This window comes from Nonomuraea sp. NPDC049480 (assembly GCF_044465905.1).
In the GTDB taxonomy this organism is placed as follows: Bacteria; Actinomycetota; Actinomycetes; order Streptosporangiales; family Streptosporangiaceae; genus Nonomuraea.
The window spans coordinates 1-16,107 of sequence record NZ_JBITMD010000050.1 but is presented as its reverse complement, the minus strand read 5'-3'; the positions used below and the strand labels follow the sequence as shown (position 1 = coordinate 16,107).

At 69.2% G+C, this 16,107-nt stretch carries 19 protein-coding genes; 11 read left to right on the top strand and 8 right to left on the bottom strand.

Annotated elements, in window-relative coordinates; genetic code table 11:
- Positions 1–12: 12 nt before the first annotated feature.
- The 3 genes from ACIBX3_RS59130 to ACIBX3_RS59120 form a co-directional block, all read right to left on the bottom strand.
- The gene (locus ACIBX3_RS59130) at positions 13–1,440 is read right to left on the bottom strand and encodes a solute carrier family 23 protein (protein ID WP_397129642.1); all 1,428 of its coding nucleotides are present in this window, start codon (positions 1,438–1,440) and stop codon (positions 13–15) included.
- Between the two features lie 243 nt (positions 1,441–1,683).
- Positions 1,684–2,358, bottom strand: a complete 675-nt coding sequence (locus tag ACIBX3_RS59125; protein WP_397129641.1) for a cysteine hydrolase family protein — start codon at positions 2,356–2,358, stop codon at positions 1,684–1,686.
- Between the two features lie 19 nt (positions 2,359–2,377).
- Complete coding sequence (locus ACIBX3_RS59120) at positions 2,378–3,109, bottom strand: GntR family transcriptional regulator (RefSeq protein WP_397129640.1); 732 nt, start codon at positions 3,107–3,109, stop codon at positions 2,378–2,380.
- A gap of 408 nt (positions 3,110–3,517) precedes the next feature.
- On the opposite strand from ACIBX3_RS59120, the gene atzF reads away from it, so the two are divergent.
- Positions 3,518–5,263 carry an allophanate hydrolase gene (atzF, locus tag ACIBX3_RS59115; RefSeq protein WP_397129639.1) on the top strand — a complete coding sequence of 582 codons (1,746 nt, stop codon included), beginning with the start codon at positions 3,518–3,520 and terminating at the stop codon, positions 5,261–5,263.
- On the opposite strand, the gene ACIBX3_RS59110 is transcribed toward atzF, so the two are convergent.
- Positions 5,230–5,853: a tyrosine-type recombinase/integrase gene (locus ACIBX3_RS59110; RefSeq protein ID WP_397129638.1), complete on the bottom strand. Its 624-nt coding sequence runs from the start codon at positions 5,851–5,853 to the stop codon at positions 5,230–5,232. The genes atzF and ACIBX3_RS59110 overlap by 34 nt on opposite strands.
- 295 nt (positions 5,854–6,148) lie before the next feature.
- Here ACIBX3_RS59110 and ACIBX3_RS59105 point away from each other — a divergent pair, with 295 nt between their 5' ends.
- The 4 genes from ACIBX3_RS59105 (at position 6,149) to ACIBX3_RS59090 (ending at position 8,463) form a co-directional block, all read left to right on the top strand.
- Positions 6,149–6,523 (top strand): GntR family transcriptional regulator, encoded by a 375-nt coding sequence (locus tag ACIBX3_RS59105; RefSeq protein WP_189140698.1) that lies wholly within the window; start codon positions 6,149–6,151, stop codon positions 6,521–6,523.
- A complete protein-coding gene (locus tag ACIBX3_RS59100) occupies positions 6,520–7,425 on the top strand; it encodes an ABC transporter ATP-binding protein (protein WP_397129637.1) in 906 nt (301 codons plus the stop codon). The genes ACIBX3_RS59105 and ACIBX3_RS59100 overlap by 4 nt, the downstream gene beginning before the upstream one ends.
- Positions 7,422–8,117 carry a hypothetical protein gene (locus tag ACIBX3_RS59095; protein WP_397129636.1) on the top strand — a complete coding sequence of 232 codons (696 nt, stop codon included), beginning with the start codon at positions 7,422–7,424 and terminating at the stop codon, positions 8,115–8,117. Before ACIBX3_RS59100 ends, ACIBX3_RS59095 begins: the two co-directional genes overlap by 4 nt.
- Positions 8,118–8,229: 112 nt before the next feature.
- The gene (locus tag ACIBX3_RS59090; protein ID WP_397129635.1) at positions 8,230–8,463 is read left to right on the top strand and encodes a hypothetical protein; all 234 of its coding nucleotides are present in this window, start codon (positions 8,230–8,232) and stop codon (positions 8,461–8,463) included.
- A gap of 20 nt (positions 8,464–8,483) precedes the next feature.
- On the opposite strand, the gene ACIBX3_RS59085 is transcribed toward ACIBX3_RS59090, so the two are convergent.
- On the bottom strand, positions 8,484–9,197 hold the full coding sequence (locus ACIBX3_RS59085) for a DUF4158 domain-containing protein (RefSeq protein ID WP_397129634.1): 714 nt from the start codon (positions 9,195–9,197) through the stop codon (positions 8,484–8,486).
- A 909-nt stretch (positions 9,198–10,106) separates the two neighbouring features.
- Positions 10,107–10,577, bottom strand: coding sequence for a MarR family winged helix-turn-helix transcriptional regulator (locus ACIBX3_RS59080; RefSeq protein WP_397129633.1), 471 nt, complete (start codon positions 10,575–10,577; stop codon positions 10,107–10,109).
- A gap of 323 nt (positions 10,578–10,900) precedes the next feature.
- Between ACIBX3_RS59080 and ribA the strand changes: the two genes are divergently transcribed.
- The 3 genes from ribA (at position 10,901) to ACIBX3_RS59065 (ending at position 13,067) form a co-directional block, all read left to right on the top strand.
- Entirely contained in the window at positions 10,901–11,533 is a 633-nt protein-coding gene (gene ribA, locus ACIBX3_RS59075; protein WP_397129632.1) for a GTP cyclohydrolase II, read from the top strand.
- 14 nt (positions 11,534–11,547) lie between these two features.
- A complete protein-coding gene (locus ACIBX3_RS59070; RefSeq protein WP_397129631.1) occupies positions 11,548–12,015 on the top strand; it encodes a RibD family protein in 468 nt (155 codons plus the stop codon).
- 104 nt (positions 12,016–12,119) lie between these two features.
- Positions 12,120–13,067, top strand: coding sequence for an NADP-dependent oxidoreductase (locus ACIBX3_RS59065; RefSeq protein ID WP_397129630.1), 948 nt, complete (start codon positions 12,120–12,122; stop codon positions 13,065–13,067).
- Positions 13,068–13,199: 132 nt separating this feature from the next.
- On the opposite strand, the gene ACIBX3_RS59060 is transcribed toward ACIBX3_RS59065, so the two are convergent.
- A complete protein-coding gene (locus tag ACIBX3_RS59060) occupies positions 13,200–13,415 on the bottom strand; it encodes a hypothetical protein (RefSeq protein WP_397129629.1) in 216 nt (71 codons plus the stop codon).
- 32 nt (positions 13,416–13,447) lie between these two features.
- Entirely contained in the window at positions 13,448–14,032 is a 585-nt protein-coding gene (locus ACIBX3_RS59055; RefSeq protein WP_397129628.1) for a helix-turn-helix domain-containing protein, read from the bottom strand.
- Positions 14,033–14,150: 118 nt separating this feature from the next.
- On the opposite strand from ACIBX3_RS59055, the gene ACIBX3_RS59050 reads away from it, so the two are divergent.
- From ACIBX3_RS59050 to ACIBX3_RS59040, 3 genes are read left to right on the top strand one after another with little or no spacing between them, the layout of a single operon-like run.
- Positions 14,151–14,987 (top strand): EamA family transporter, encoded by an 837-nt coding sequence (locus ACIBX3_RS59050; protein ID WP_397129627.1) that lies wholly within the window; start codon positions 14,151–14,153, stop codon positions 14,985–14,987.
- A 46-nt stretch (positions 14,988–15,033) separates the two neighbouring features.
- The gene (locus tag ACIBX3_RS59045; RefSeq protein ID WP_397129626.1) at positions 15,034–15,381 is read left to right on the top strand and encodes an FMN-binding negative transcriptional regulator; all 348 of its coding nucleotides are present in this window, start codon (positions 15,034–15,036) and stop codon (positions 15,379–15,381) included.
- Positions 15,382–15,416: 35 nt separating this feature from the next.
- Entirely contained in the window at positions 15,417–16,082 is a 666-nt protein-coding gene (locus tag ACIBX3_RS59040; RefSeq protein WP_397129625.1) for a B3/4 domain-containing protein, read from the top strand.
- The last annotated feature ends 25 nt before the right edge of the window (positions 16,083–16,107 follow it).

Genomic DNA, 16,107 nt, shown 5'->3' with positions numbered 1-16,107 from the left:
GCGTTGGCGCGATCAGCGCATCTGCAGCCCGACGCTGAGCGCCAGCAGCAGGGCCGAGACGATCAGCACCCAGTTCAGCCGCCTGGTCTTGACGAACACGGCGACGGCGACGATGGCGAACCCGACGAACATGGCGCGGTCGATGGTGAAGGTCGCCACGGTGACGGCCGCCATCGCGACGATCGCGAAGCCCTCGGCCGCGCCGAACTTGGCGAACTGGGCCCGGCTCGGCCAGAGCTTGATACCGACGTAGGCCAGGACGCCGGCGCTGGCCGCCACGGGGATGTACTGGATGAGAGGGAACGCCACGAACGTCGCCACCATCAGCAGGCCCGCGACCACCGCGGTGAGACCCGTGCGGGCGCCCATGCCGATGCCGACGGCGCTCTCGACGAAGGCCACGACGCTGGAGGTGCCGATGGCCGAGGCGCCGACCGTCCCAGCGCCGTCGACGAGCAGCGCCTGGCGGCGGCGGGTCAGCTTGCCGTCGTCGAGGATCGAGGTGTTGAGCGTGAGGCCGACGAGTTTGGCGATGCTGCCGTAGAAATCCAGGATGAACAGCACGAGGATGACGCTGATGGCACGCGGATCGAAGATCACGGAGATGTCGAAGGCGAGGATCCCGTCGAACATGCCGGACGACAGCCCAAGGCTCACCGGCTCGGCGTCAGCGAAGCCCAGCCACCCGAGGGCGGCGAACAGCTTGGACAGCCCGGCGGTGGCCAGGATCGTGATGAGCAGGGCGCCGGGCACGCGCAGCCGGGTCAGCGCCAGGGCGAGGGCGAGGCTGATGTACAGGGAGATCGCGCCCGGCGAGGTGAAGCTGCCGAGGCCGGCGAGCATGGAGTCCTCGTAGGAGAGGATGCCGCTGACGACGCCCGCGACCAGGATGATGAAGACACCGACGGTGCAGGACAAGCCGACCTTGAGCGATTCGGGGATGCCGTCGATGATCATCTCGCGGACCCGGGTGACGGTGGCGACGACCATCAGGACACCGGACCAGAACACCATGCCGAGTGCCGACTGCCAGGCGAAGCCGAGCGCGCCCACGGCGAAGAACGCGACGTAGGAGTTCATCTCCAGGCCGGTGGACACCACGAACGGCAGCCGTGCCCACAGCCCCATGACCAGGGTAGACACCGCGGAGATCACGATGGTGGCGAACAGCGAGACGGTCGTGCTGATGCCCGCGCTCGACAGGATGCCGGGATTGACGATGAAGATGTAGGACAGGGCGAGGTAGGTGGAGGCGCCGGCGAGGACCTCGGTCCGGAAGTTCGACCCTCTCGCGGTCACCTGGAAGTAGTCGTCGACCAGTTGTCCGAATCTGGTGTGGTTCGGCGGGCTCGGGAGGGTGCCGGTCGAGGCGGGCGCCGTCGCGGCGTCCTGGATGGAGGTCGGTGCGGGGCTCTGCTCACGTTCGGGGATGGTGCTCATGGTGCGTCCCTGCGGCTGAAGGTCTGTTTCGTGGACGCGGTCGCGTCTCTGAGGGGCGGAAGAAGACAAGACCAAAGGAGGTGTCCGCCCGCTGCGGCTCGTGCGACGCGTTGCGGGGTATCTCGTCGCCGGGGCGCGGAGATACCGGGTGCGCGGCGGCGAGGCCGTGCGCGCGTGTGGTCAGCGGGTGGTTCTCGGGGGGGCGTTCAGGGCAATCCCGGGGGCGTGCCGCCCGGAAGGTGTTCACAGGGCGGCGAGGAACTCCGCCGAACCGGTGATGCAGCCGAAAACGCCACCTTGCATGGTGATCATCTTTAACGCGGCCTCGTAGTTGAACGTGTCGGTCGCGCCGGTGCAGTCGGTCAGCAGCAGGCACTCGTAGCCGCGGTCGTTGGCCTCTCTCATCGTCGTGTGCACGCACACGTCGGTCGTGATGCCGGTCAGCACCAGGTGGGTGATGCCGCGCGTCCGCAGCAGCAGATCGAGGTCGGTGGCGTAGAAGGAGCCCTTGCCGGGCTTGTCGACGATCAGCTCGCCCTCGATCGGCGCAACCTCGGGGACGATCTGCCAGCCGTCCGCTCCGCGGGTGAGGATGCGGCCGCACGGGCCCGCCGAACCGATCTCGGCGCCGATCTGCTTGGATCGCCAGAGCTTGTTGGCCGGCAGGTCGGACAGATCCGGGCGGTGCCCCTCCCTGGTGTGGACAACCGTGATGCCCGCCTGCCTGGCCGCCGCCAGCACCCGGCGGGTGGGTTCCAGCCCGGCGCGGGTCAGGGACAGCTCGTAGCCCATCTTGTCGACGTATCCGCCGGGGGCGCAGAAGTCGGCCTGCCAGTCGATGCACATCAGTGCGACCCGGTCGGGCCGGACACCGCCGTCGTACGGCCATACGTAGGGTGAAGCGTCGACTCTGATCACGGCATCCGTCCTCGAAACTCTAGCGGCCCCGGTGCAGGGTCATCTGGATGTACGCCCGTGCGGCACGCTGCTCGACCACCTCGAAGGACTCCCCGATGTGTCGTCGCAGCGCCATGAGGGCCTCGGGCAGCTTGCCCGCCAGCGTCAGTTCGACGATCTCGAGATGCTCGTCGATGGTGTCCTTGACGCGGTCCTCGGTGAGGAAGTCGTACATGCGGATCGGGCGGATCCGCTCGTTGACCGAGCCGAGCGCGGCCACCAGTGCGAAATTGCCCGAGGATGCCAGCAGGGTGCGGTGGAACGACTCGTCGGCCTCCACGAAGGAGGGGTCGGGCTCGGGTGGCGACATCCGCAGGCCACGCCAGTGCTCGCGCAGCTCTTCGAGCATGCGCAGGTCGTGTCGCACGGCCTCGTTCTCGATGACCCGGGTGAAGCCTCTGATCTCGATGGTCACGCGCAGCTCGTACAGGTCGCGAAGCTCCGCGAGGTCGGGCAGGACGGGATAGTACCCGCCGTCCCTTTTTTCGAGCAGCCCATTGGCCCACAGGCGTATCAGCGCCTCGCGTACCGGGGTACGCGAATGACCCGTCTCCTCGGCGAGGCGTTCTTCGACAAGTCGCGTGGTCGGCGTGAACTCACCTTTCATGATGCGTTCGCGGATTTCTGCGTGCACCTGATCGCGCCGCGAAGGACGCTTTTCCGGCGTCGCATTCGCGGTTGTATACAGGTCCGTATCCACGCCCGGGTTCATGTGTGGAACGGTAGGGACGGCGTGTTTCGGTCGCACCACAACATGTGAAAGGCCCGTTAGGAAAAGCCAACATGAACTCCGGTCCCACTGTGATGGATCTCGCGTCTATGCTGGCCATAGCCGTGCCGTACGCTCCGGAGTCCGGCGCGGGTCCGCGGGGCGGGCGCTCAGAATCGCGGTGTGGAGGCGGTTGGCTGGGATGTGTGAGGATCCGCTTCGCCCCCTGCCGCGGAATTCGGCCCTCCAGAAAAGCGTCACCGACCGCCCGTTGAATTGGAGGCCGCCCGGTGCCCGGACAAACCGGTCAGCTACGCGTTCCGGCCTCTTCATGAGATGCCCGTCCGGCCATTTAGATATCCGTTCCACCGGCTTTTCGCTCGATTATCGCGCTGACAGGAAGAATCGCCGATGACATCACAGGAAATCATCCGTCCCGACATTCCACCGTACGCGCCGACCGCGAGGGTTCGCGAAGCGTACGCGATCATCGGCGCCGTATCCCGCCCGGAGATCTGGACATACCTGAGGCCGATGGAGGAGGTTCTCGCCGATGCCAGATCGGTCGAGGAGCGCTGTGCCACGGGTGGCGTGCTGCCCCTGGCCGGCCTGCTGGTCGTGGTGAAGGACAACATCGACGTGGCGGGGATGCCGACCACCGCGGGGTGCCCCGAATTCGCCTACGTGCCCACCCGTACGGCGCCGGCCGTACGGCGGCTCCTCGACCATGGGGCGGTGGTCCTCGGGAAGACCAACCTCGACCAGTTCGCCACCGGACTCGTCGGGACCCGCAGCCCGTACGGCGCGGTCGCCAGCGCGCTCTACCCGGAGAAGATCTCCGGAGGTTCGAGCTCCGGATCCGCCGTCGCCGTCGCCCTCGGCATCGCCGACATCGGCATCGGCACCGACACCGCCGGGTCCGGCCGGGTGCCCGCCGCCTTCAACGACCTGGTGAGCGTCAAACCCACGCTCGGCATCGTCCCGGCTGATGGAATCGTGCCCGCGTGCGCCGACTACGACTGCGTCGCCGTCTTCGCCCGCACACTCCAGCTCGCCGGCTCGGTCCTGGCTGTCATGGCCGGACCGGACGACGGCGATCCGCGTACCCGCGCCTGGCCCGCCTCGATGCCGTTCGCCGCGCCCGCCCGCCCCACCGTGGGGGTGCCGAGGCCCGAGGATCTACACGCGCTCAGCCCCGGCTACGCCGACGCCTTCTCACGCACAGTGGTCCGTGCCGGGGCCGCCGGGATCGCCACGGTGACGGTGGACATCAGCGAGCTGCTCGACGCCGCGCGGCTCCTCTACGACGGGGCCATCGTGGCCGAGCGCTACGCCGCCGTGGGCGCGTTTCTGGAGACGGCGCCCGCCGGCGCGGACCCCGTGGTCGCCGCCATCGTCAAGGCGGCGAAAATGCCCGCCGGCCATGAGTTCGCCGCCGATCTCGGCCGCCTGGCACGCATCAAGCAGTCCACCGCCGCGCTGCTGGAAGGACTCGACGGCCTGCTGCTGCCCACCACCACCGAGCATCCGCGCATCGCCGATGTCGCCGCCGAACCGATCTCGATCAACACGCGGCTGGGCACGTACACCAACTTCTGCAACCTGCTGGACATGGCCGCCGTCTCCGCACCCGGGGAACCGGCGCCGGGTGGCGGCCCGTTCGGCGTCATGTTCGTGGTGCCGGCATTCGCCGACCAGGTTGCGATCGACCTGGCCGCACGCCTGCTCGCCGAGCCACCGCCCCTGGTCGTCAGCGGGGGCGTGGACCTCGCGGTCTTCGGCGCGCACCTGCGTGGGCAGCCCCTGCATTCTCAGCTGGAGATCCTGGGCGCACGGTTCATCGGCCCGATCACCACCTCGCGTGACTACCGGTTGCTCGCTCTGAAGACGGACCCGCCCAAACCGGGCCTTGTCCGTTGCGGCGGACGCGCGGGGGCCGCCATCGACGGTGAGATCTACCGGCTCTCCCCCGCCGCCATCGGAACGTTCCTCGCCGAACTGCCCGCCCCGATGGCGCTCACGAGCGTGGAACTGTCGGACGGTCGCTGGGTCACCGGCTTCGGCTGCAGTCAGGACGCCGCCGACAACGGCGTGGACATCACTCCGTACCGCGGCTGGACCGCCTACCTGGAGGACCAGGCGGCGGCCGTCCCCTGACACCGCGCCGATGCCGTCGCCGCCGATGGACCAGCCGATGACGCGTCGCGCCATTCGTCCAGTGCGTCCGATCCGGGACCAAGGTCGGCAGGGTAGGGACCTTCGCGGGTCCAGCCGCGATACGGGGAAAACCGGCCGCGAGTCGATCTTGACGGCCGTTTCCGCAGGCGGGCGCACAGCCAGCGATCAACCGTGATCAACTTGAGGGCATCTTCCTTGTCCTTGTCGGACGGCAAGCTGTAACGGCGGGTGGTTTCCAGGCGGGCGTGGCCAAGAATCTCGGCGACCAGGACCAAGTCGGTTTTGCCGCGAACCAGCGTGGTGGCGAGCGTGTGGCGCAGGACGTGCGCTGTGGTGGGATCGTCCAGCCCGGCGGTATGGGCGATCTCGGCGATGAAGCCGCCGGCGGCGCGGGCGCTCAGCCGTCCGCCCTCGGCGTTGAGGAACAGGGCCCGGTTATCGCCGGCGCAGGGCCAGTTGAGGCGCTCGTCGAGCCAGAGCTGCAGCTCGGTGCGGAGTTTGGGGTGGATGTCGACCTCGCGGAACTTGCCGCCCTTTCCGTACAGGGGTGCCGGTAAGAAACGTGTCATGAGCCCCAAATGGTGTTGATCTTGCTGTAACTTGCCTGGTCAATGCCGGGTGGTCATGAAACACCCTCTGCCCCAGGTGCGCACGGCGCCGCCAGCCGTACGGCCAGATCACACCGTCCGCTGCGTCGAGACGACGCCGCCCACGCATCCCCGGCTGCCTTTCCTGGAGCGGGAAACGGGTCCCGGCGCCGCCGTCGGCTGAGGTCGCGGGACGCCCGGGCGGCTTGACAGCCGCGGCGCAAGGTTGCATGGTTAGTTACACATGTAGCTAACCAGTGGGGCGGCTAAGCCAGCGATGGACGACGACCGACCGATCTTCCTTCAGATCGCCGAGCTGATCGAGAACTCGATCATCGACGGGTCGCTGGTGGAGGAGGCCCAGGTCCCGTCCACCAACGAGCTTGCCGCCTTTCACCGGATCAACCCGGCCACCGCGGCCAAGGGCGTCAACCAGCTCGTGTCGGAGGGAACGCTCTACAAGCGACGCGGCATCGGCATGTTCGTCGCCGGTGGCGCCCGGGCCAGGCTGCGCGAGCGGCGACGGGAACGGTTCACCGAACAGTACGTGGAACCCCTGCTCGCCGAGGCCCGCAAGCTCGGCATCGGCCACGACGAGCTGATGAAGATGATCGATTCATTCGGTGCGGTTGTCGGGAGGGACCTGGGATGACGGCGGTAGTAACCGCACACGGGGTGACCAAGCGCTTTGGTGACGTCACGGCGCTCGACGACGTGAGCTTCGCGCTGGCCGAGCACACGATCTACGGCCTGCTCGGGCGCAACGGGGCGGGCAAGACCACCCTGATGCAGATCCTCACCGGGCAGGCGTTCGCGTCGTCGGGGAACGTGTCGGTCTTCGACGCGCCACCGGTGGAGAACCCGGCCGTCCTGTCGAAGGTCTGTTTCGTCCGGGAGAGCCAGCGCTACCCCCACGTCTACACCGTGCGCCACGTCTTTCACACCGCACGCCGGCTGTTTGCGAACTGGGACGACACGTTCGCGCACGGCCTCGCCGCGGACTTCCAGTTACCGGCCGGGCGGCTGGTCCGCAGGCTCTCGCGGGGCATGCTGTCGGCCCTCGGCGTGACCGTCGGGCTGGCCGCGCGGGCGCCCCTGACGTTCTTCGACGAGCCGTACCTCGGGCTCGACCCGGCCGCCCGGCAGCTTTTCTACGACCGCCTGCTCGCCGACTACGCCGGGCATCCCCGCACCGTGGTGCTGTCCACCCACCTCATCGACGAGGTGAGCGATCTGGTCGAGCGGGTGCTGCTCATCGACCGTGGCCGGCTGCTGCTCGATGAGGACGCCGACGACCTGCGCGGGCGGGCGGTGGCGGCCACCGGACGGGCGGAGGCCGTGGACGGGTTCGCCGCCGGACGCACCGAGTTGCACCGCGAGCGGTTGAGCGGCCTGGTCCGGTCGACCATCCTCGATGGGCTCGGACCGCACGCGAAGGCGCTCGCGCAGGCGCTGAACGTCGAGCTGGAGCCGCTGTCGTTGCAGCAACTCGTGGTCCGCTTGACCGTACCGCCGACGACAACGGCGCTGGCGGACCGGGAGGCCGCCCGATGAACCGCATCCGTCGGGTGGCCCGTCTCCAGATGCCGGCCTGGCCGCAGATCCTGGGCTGGACGTGGAGCATGGTGGCCGTCGCGTTCGGCATCAACCTGTTGAGCGTCATGGCGAACTACGACCCGGGCGACGGCGTGACGACCACCGGCGGCCTGGTCAGCCTGTGCGGCGTCGCGATCGCGATGGCCGCCGTCTCGGTCACCCAGATCTTCCCCTACGCGCTGGGCATGAGCGTGACCCGCCGGGAGTTCTACCTGGCCTGGTCGCTGCTCGCGGTCGTCCAGTCGGTGCTCTACGCGCTGGTGCTCTGCCTGCTGCGCGCCGTGGAACAGGCCACCGGCTACTGGGGGATGAGGATGCGCTTCTTCGACCTGCCGTTCATGGATGACGCCAACCCGGTGCTGCTTCTGCTCGGGTACGCGGTACCCATGCTGGTCGTGACCCACCTCGGGATCCTGTTCGGCACGTTGTACCTGCGCTGGGGCACCACCGGCGTCCTCGCCAGCCTCACCCTGGCGTTCACAGCGCTCGGGCTGGCCGCCGCGCTGATCACGTGGACCCGGCAATGGCACGCGATCGGCCGCTGGTTGCTCGACCAGTCCCCCATGGCGCTGGTCGCCGGCTGGCCGGTCCTGGTGGCCGCCGCGTTCGCGGTCGGCGGGTACAGGCTCATCCGCCGTGCCACGGCGTAGGCGCGGCGGGCACTCGGCCGCTCCGGACACCGGACAACGCGAACGCCAACATCCGCCGTGATGGGCCGCCAGATTGTCAGCCCTGTCCGCCCGCGTCCTTGGGAGAGATGCAATGACGAGCAACAACACGCCCCCGCCCGCCGAAGGTCTCGGGATCTGGGCAAATCTCGGGATCTGGATCACATTTGGCGCTGCCTTCGGCCTCCTCGTCGGCGTCGTCGTCGGGGGTTTTTTCGACAACTTCACTTACGGTGCCGGGCTAGGTTCGTCCTTCGGTCCGGGCCTGGGTGTGGCCGCCTGGGCCGTCTTCATCGCGCCGCGAAGGAATGCCCGCCGCGACTCCTGAGCGTCCCGCCCGAGTATCGGCTACGGGGTCGTAGGCGCCACCGGGAAGTCCAGGAAGCAACGCAACGGCGCTGGCGATGGTGGCCGCGTCAGATGATCGCGCCCCGGCGGGCCGAGATCTGGTGGCGGTTGAGTTGGATCAGCAGCCGGATCCACCTCCAGCATCGCCAGCATGCGCGCGTGGTCGTCGAAGCTCATCCGGCCGTAAGCCAGGGTGAAGATGGCGCCGTTGACCTCCGTGCACACCTGAGCGGCCAGGTCATCCAGGGTGGAGAACGCCGGGAACTCGCAGCTGTTCTTGGCCAGCTCCTCCAGCGCTACGTTGATCAGATCGGCCGGGTGGTCTTTGGTCTTGGCTGCCTGCCGGATCGCCTGCTCGGCCAGGTTGCGCGCGGCAGCCTGATCGCCGTCCAGCCCCAGCCGGGCCCGCACCAGCGCCTTGTGGTTGCGTCCGGTCCGCTCGGCTACGTCCGTCATGCCGATCCGCTCCGGCAGGCCCAGCTCGTTCCGTACGTGCTCGATCACCTGGGCCGGGATTTCGGCCAGCCGCGGAAACCGGCCCACCCGCTGACAGCACTTCAGCCACACCATCAGCGACAGCCGGTTCTCATCGCTGTCGGTCATCTCCCGCGCCCAGTCCATCTCCGCCAGGCTCGGCGAGTACGCCTCGCGCAGTTCGCGCTCGGAGATCGTCCGCTTGAACCGCGGGTAAGCGGTCTTGTCGATCGAGGCCATCAGGCATTGCCTTCCCAGCAGCCCCGATCACCACAGAACGGATGATACTGTAGCCGACCGAATACAGTCCGTGAGACGGAAACGCAGAAACCAGGGCCGACTCCCTCGCGGTCTACGGGCGGACGACTTCCGAGATTACGCGCCAACCTCGCAGCGAGCATGATTCGGCATCGGATAGCCCATCAACCCGGACCCGCAACGGGCATGCCTTACGTTCTCAAGATCGACTCATGGCCGGTTTTGCCCGTATCTCGGCTGGACCCGCTTCGGCCCAGGACCGGGCGCGGTGGTGTGGCCCAAACTGGACGGCGAGCGCGGCCAAGAGCGCATCCGGCCAGGTCCGAGCGCCGATCGACGACGTGGCGCGCGGGCGTCCGTCCAGCGGGGAAACGAGGGCATGAGCACACGGACCAAGTCCCGCGAGCTACGCGACGCCCGGGCCGCCGCCGAGCGGCGCAGGAAGGAGTGTTGGGACCATCCGGCCGGAATCAGACGCCAGAATGCTCCACCGCAGTAGACGCATGGATCTGATCTTGCCTGTAGCGCGCGTTCCCGCAGGTGGGCACGTGGCGGCATGATCTTGACAACCTCGAGGGACTGCCCACCCTCGGGAAGGCGCCGCACCGGCAAGTCACGCGAGCTCCCTGACCGCCGGCGGAACCGAGCCGGCATCCGCCTGCCCGCCGACCACGCATCCCGGCTTCCAGAGCCCGGGGATGCGACGACCTCATCGGGGCGACCGCGTCGAGCTCCTGCGAATCTGTATCCGTCATTGCAACCTCCTCGGACGGCGCGACGACATGCATGGCCGGCCGGTGCCGAGTCGCGCCGAAAGCCGGAAACCGCGCCTGTCGCCCCTGATCGCCGCAGCCCATGCCCCACGAATCGGGGCTTCCGCAGTCAGTGCGGTCAGCGGCTGGGGTCGAGGGCGGTGAGGAGGTCGGTGAGCCGGGCGAAGTCTTCCTGCCCGATCTTGGCGATGACCTCGCGGTTCAGGGCGTCGGCAAGGATGTCGGCGGCTTGCCGGGCGGCCTGCAGACCCTCCGGGGTGAGGGTGGCGCGTACGACGCGGCGGTCGATCTGGCAGGGGCTGCGCACGATGAGCCCGGCGTGGGTGAGCCGGTCGGTGACCTTGGTGATGCCGGCGGTCGAGAACTCCAGATGGCGGGCGAGCTCGGTCATCGTGACGGAGTGGTAGGGCGGGCTGTGCAGGAGGAGCAGCAAGATCTGGACGGAGGAGGCGGGCAGGTCGGTGCGCCGGGTGACCTCTTCGGCCAGCCGGATGGTCAGCCGGTGGAATCCCGCCTGGGCCGCCGTCCACTGCTGGAGCAAGTCGTCGGTGCCGGACGTGGCGAGAGCTGCGTTCTCGGTGGCTTCCATGGGCTGCTGGCCTCCCCCTCTTCCTGCTGAGCCGGTGATGGCTAAACAATACCACTAGCTATTATCTCGCTAGTTAGCTTTCTGGTGTACTGTTGCCTGGCGAGACACCGAGGGCGCACGCCCCGGCGAATGACCCTGTGGAGGAATCCGTCATGAAGAAGATCGTTGCGACCAGCGACACCCTTGTCGCCGCGCCGGCCGACGCCACCACTGCTCACACCGCCACGGACTTCTCGGGTGGGTGGCCTGCGACCGCTTCGGTCCCCGCAGCTTCTGACGCGCTTGCTTCTCACGCACCACGTCTTGGAGCTCTTGCGTCGACGATGACCATCCCCGCCACCGTCCGCACCCGGGTGAACATCCCCCTTCGCTTCGCCGACGGCTATGCCGTCACCGCCGAGGCGGTCACCTTCCGCGGTCTCGCCGACGGCGCCGAGCACCTCGCCCTGATCCTGGGCGACCTCAGCGCGGCGGTGACCCCGCTGGTGCGGCTGCATTCCGAATGCCTGACCGGGGACGTCTTCGGCTCCGCCCGCTGCGACTGCGGTCCCCAGCTGCGCGAAGCCGTCGAGCGCATCGCCGGCACCGGGGGCGTCCTCCTTTACCTGCGCCAGGAAGGCCGCGGCATCGGCCTCTACAACAAGCTCGACGCCTACGCCCTCCAGGACCAAGGACTCGACACCTACGAGGCCAACCTCGCCCTCGGCCTGCCCGAGGACGCCCGCGACTACACGGCCGCCGCCCAGATGCTCGCCGCCCTCGGCGTCGGCACCCTGGACCTGCTGACCAACAACCCCGACAAGGCCCACCAGCTGCGCACCCTCGGCCTCACCGTCCGGGCCACCCGCCCCACCGGCGTCCACGCCACCCCCGACAACCTCCGCTACCTCCACGCCAAGGCCGACCACACCCACCACACCATCGCCCTGCCCGAGCTCGCCGACATCGCCGGCTGAGTCCTCGCTGTGCCATGGGCAAGCCCACCCTCACCCTCAGCCAGATCGTCCCCGTGCTCCCGGACAGCGGCCGGAGCCGACCGTACGTGGTGGCGTCCTGCGCGATGTCACTCGACGGCTACCTCGACGACGCCACCGCCCACCGGCTGATCCTTTCCAACCCCGAGGACTTCGATCGCGTCGACGCCCTCCGGGCCTGGGCCGACGCCATCCTCGTGGGCGCCGGCACGCTGCGTGCCGACAATCCCCGGCTAAAGGTGCGCTCCGCCGAACGCCGTGCCCGCCGAGTCCGTGCGCAGCGCCCCGCCACCCCGCTGCGCGTGGTCATCAGCGCCGCTGGAAACCTCGACCCGACCATGGCCTTCTTCGACCACGGAGCCGGCAGCTGCCGCGTGCGCCGCGCTTCGTCGGCCCCGGGCGCTTCCTCAATGACCCCGAGCATCCCCTGCGCCTGGCCGAGACCCATGCGATCGGCGACCTGATCTACGCCCGCTACCTCACCATCCCACGCCCAGCCACTCCCTGAGCCCTGCCCCGGCTCCCCTGCCCACACCAGAGAAAGCAAGAAGCAGAAAGAGGCACAGCCATGAAAGCCATCGTCGTGACCGGCTTCGGAGCCGAGCCCGAGCTCGCCGACCTGCCCATCCCTGACCCCGGACCCGGCCAGCTGCTGGTCCGCCTGCGTGCCGCCGGAGTCAACCCCTTCGATTGGAAGGTCGCCGACGGCGCGCTGAAGAGCGCCGTCGAGCACGCCTTCCCCCTTGTCATGGGCTCCGACGGCGCCGGCGTGGTCGAGCGCGTCGGCCCGGGCGTGACCCGGTTCCGGCCCGGCGACACCATCTACGGCCAGTTCATGAACCTCCCGCGGGGGCACGGCTCGTACGCCGAGTACACCCTGGCCGCCGAGGACGGAAAAGTGGCCCGCATCCCCGGCAGCCTGCCGTTCACCGTCGCGGCCGCTCTGCCCACCGCCGGCATCACCGCCTACCAGGCCATCGAAGCCGCTCGCCTCGATGCCGGACAGGTGATCCTGATCAACGGCGCCTCCGGCGGGGTGGGCCAGTCCGCGGTCCAGTTCGCCGCCGGCAAGGGGGCGCGTGTCCTGGCCACCGCAACCGCGGACACGGCCGACCACCTTCGCGACCTCGGCGCCGACCAGATCATCGACTTCACCACCGCGCCCATCGCCGAACAGGTCCGCGCCATCCGCCCCGAGGGCGTCGACGCCGTCCTGGACCTGGTCACCGCCCCCGGCGGCGACATCAACGCTCTGGCCGGCCTCCTGGTGCCCGGCGGCATTCTCATCAACACCAACTACGCCGCCGACATCGACGCCCTGGCCGCCCGCGACATCCGCGGCATCAACTTCGGCAACAGCCCCACCCCGGCCGACCTGGAAGCCCTCGCCACCCTCGCCGACGCAGGCCGGCTCCGCGTCACCATAACCGCCGAGGTCCCCCTGGCCGACGCCCCCGCCGCCGTCGCCCGCGCCCGCTCCGGCCACGCCCGTGGCAAGACCGTCATCGTGCCCTGACCTTCCCCGTGTCGTCGCTGAAATCGCGAAGAGTCATCAGTAGGTCACCGCTGGCCGGCCATGACACAAAGTGGTCTCTTCGCTGGAAGTCTCTCGGGGGTTGACGGTTCGAGGCTGTTTGTGCGTCGCCGATCAGAAGTCGGCGGTGGCGGTGTAGAGGTCACAGACGAGGTCCAGAGCTTTCTGCGGGGTGCCGGTGAAGCAGGCCGCGGGCTCGTAGCCGCCGCTGCTGGGTGTGTGGATGGCAAGCCCCAGTGGTGAGCCGAGCCGGCGTAGCGCGCCGCTCTGCAAGATCAGCAAGCAGTCGGTGCCGCCGCTGGACCAGGCGTGCCTGGCCCCGGATGGCATGACGACGCCACTGCACGCGTGGGCTGCGCAGGTCAGGTTGTGGAAGCCGGGCCGGGCGGCAGGTGGACCATCATGATCAGGTTGCAGGTTTCGGTGCCCGAGCCGCGGTAGGTGTGCGGGGTGTCGCCGTTGAACGTGGCGGTCTGTCCCGCTTCGACGGCGTGCTCGGTGCCGTCGACGACCAGGGTCATCCGGCCGGAGGTGACGCTGACGGTCTCCACGACTCCGGCCTGGTGTGGGTGGCTGGGGTATTCGTCATCGGGTTCCAGCCGCCAGCGCCAGACCTCGACAGGAGCCGGACCCGAGGTCGTCAGCATGAGCCGGGCCTCGCTGCCCCGCTCTCCGGTCCACAGTGGTGCCACGGCGTCGGCCGCCACGATGCGGACGCGGCCTTCGGACGGCCCCTGCATCAGGGCGGACACCGAAACGCCGAGAGTGTCGGCCAGCCGGACCAGGGTGGCCAGGTTGGGGTTGCCTTGGGCTTTCTCCAGTGCCACCAGGGCGCCCTTGCTGACCTGGGCACGCCGGCTGAGTTCCTCCAGGGACAGGCCCGCGCGGGTGCGGGCCGCCCTGACGTTGTGCGCAACCGTCCGCAGGGCTGCGGCCGTCTCGGCCATCTGATCACCATCCTCCCACCTGGACCAGTTCAATGTACCGCGCGGTCGTTTGATTGACAGTCGCCGGTCGTTTTACTGTACTATCTGGTCGTTCCAATGACTAGCACGGGGGTGTGCTGTGATCGCTCTGCTGCTGGCCCTCGGCAGCTCACTCGCCTACGGGTGCGCCGACTTCCTCGGCGGCCTCGGCGCCCGCAAAGCTCATGTGCTGCGCACCGTGATGATCGCGGCCCCGGCCAGTCTCGTGGTCGAGGTGGTGCTGTGGCCGTGGCTCGGCGCCTCGTTCAGCGTTGCGACCCTCGGCTGGGGTGCCGCCTCGGGGGTCGCCTCGGCCGCCGCGTTCGCCCTGCTCTACCGCACCTTGGCGATCGGTCCGATGAACGTGCTGTCGCCCGTGACCGCGCTGGTGTCCGCCGCGCTGCCCGTGGTTGTGGGTCTGGTACAGGGTGAGCACCTGTCCGCCGCCGGTCTGGTGGGCCTGCCGCTCGCGCTGGTGGCGGTGGTGCTGGTCAGCGCCGGACACGGCGCGGGCTCGGCGCGCCCCTCACGTGCCGCGCTGCTGCTGGCCTTCGGGGCGGGCGCCGCCATCGCCCTTCAGCTGATCTTTCTGCATCAGGCGCCGTCCGACAGCGGGGTGGCTCCGCTGATCGTGGGCCGGGCGGTCTCCTCGGCCGTCACCCTGGGCGCGGCGGGGCTGATGCGTCGCAAGCTGGGCCCCGAGCGGCCCGCGTACGTGATGTCGGCGGCCGCGGGTGTGCTGGACTCTGTGGCGAATCTGCTGTTCCTGCTCGCCGCCCGCAGCGGGGACCTTGCCGTCGTCGCCGTGATCGTCGCCCTCTACCCGGCCGGCACGGTCCTGCTCGCCCGCGGCGTGCTCGCCGAACGCATCCACCCCAGCCAGCTCGCCGGCCTGGGCACCGCCGCCGTCGCCGTCAGCCTCCTTGCCGTGACCTGAGCAGGCCCGCAGCCCGTCACACCACCGACCACGCAAGGAGACCAGCATGTTCATCCAGCCGCCCATCGCCGTCCCCACCCACTTCGCTTGCGACGGACACCACCTTCTCACCCACCTCGCCCGGCCCAACCCGGTCTGGAAGGCGATCGAGCACGATCCGAATGTCGTCTTCACCGTTATCGGCGACTACGCCTTCATCCCCGGCCCCCGGCGCACCAAGGCCGGCACCCCGCCCACCGACGGCGTCCCCACCAGTTACTACACGGCCGTCCAGTTCACCTGCCGCGCCGGCATCGTCGCCGATCACCTCACCGCACGCGGCCAGGGCCTCGACGTCCCCACCGCGCGCCAGCAGCGCCGCCGCCTGGACCGCATCGGCCCCTGGAAGCCCTGACCCGCCGCCCGCACGCAGGAAACGGAACCCCGCCCATGCCCGCCTTCCACCTCAACCCCGCCATCGCAGACGCCTTCCCCGGCACCCTCATCGCCCTGGTCACCGCCACCGGCCTACGTGGACGCGAATCCTGGCCCCGCACCGCCGCCGCCCTGGAGGACCTGGAGCAACAGCTCGCCGACGGCACCTGGCACCCCGCCGACGAGACCGACCCCCGCGTCGAGGCCTGGCACACCGCCTACCGCTCCTTCGGCACCAACCCCCGCCGCATCCGCCCCAGCGTCGACGCGCTCGGCCGCCGCCTGGCCAAGAAGGGAACCCTGCCGCGCATCAACCCGGCCGTCGACTCCTACAACGCCGTCTCCGTCCGTCACGGCCTGCCCGCCGGCGCCTTCGACCTCGACCACGTCACCGGCGACGTCGTCATCCGCCACGCCGACGGCACCGAGTCCTTCACCCCGCTCGGCGAACCCGACACCGTCGAGAACCCCAGGCCCGGCGAGATCATCTACGCGGACGCCACCGGCGTCCTGACCCGCCACTGGAACCACCGCGACGCCCACCGCACCCGCGTCACCGAGGATTCCGCACGCGCCTTCGTCCTGGAAACCGTTGCTGAGAGTCTCAGCGGCTCTCGGCAATCCAGGCATTACGGCCTGGAAGGTCCGTCGCATCACCAAAGCGTGAGCGCTTCGGCTTGAGTACGGTCTCTCGTTTCCTTCTGCC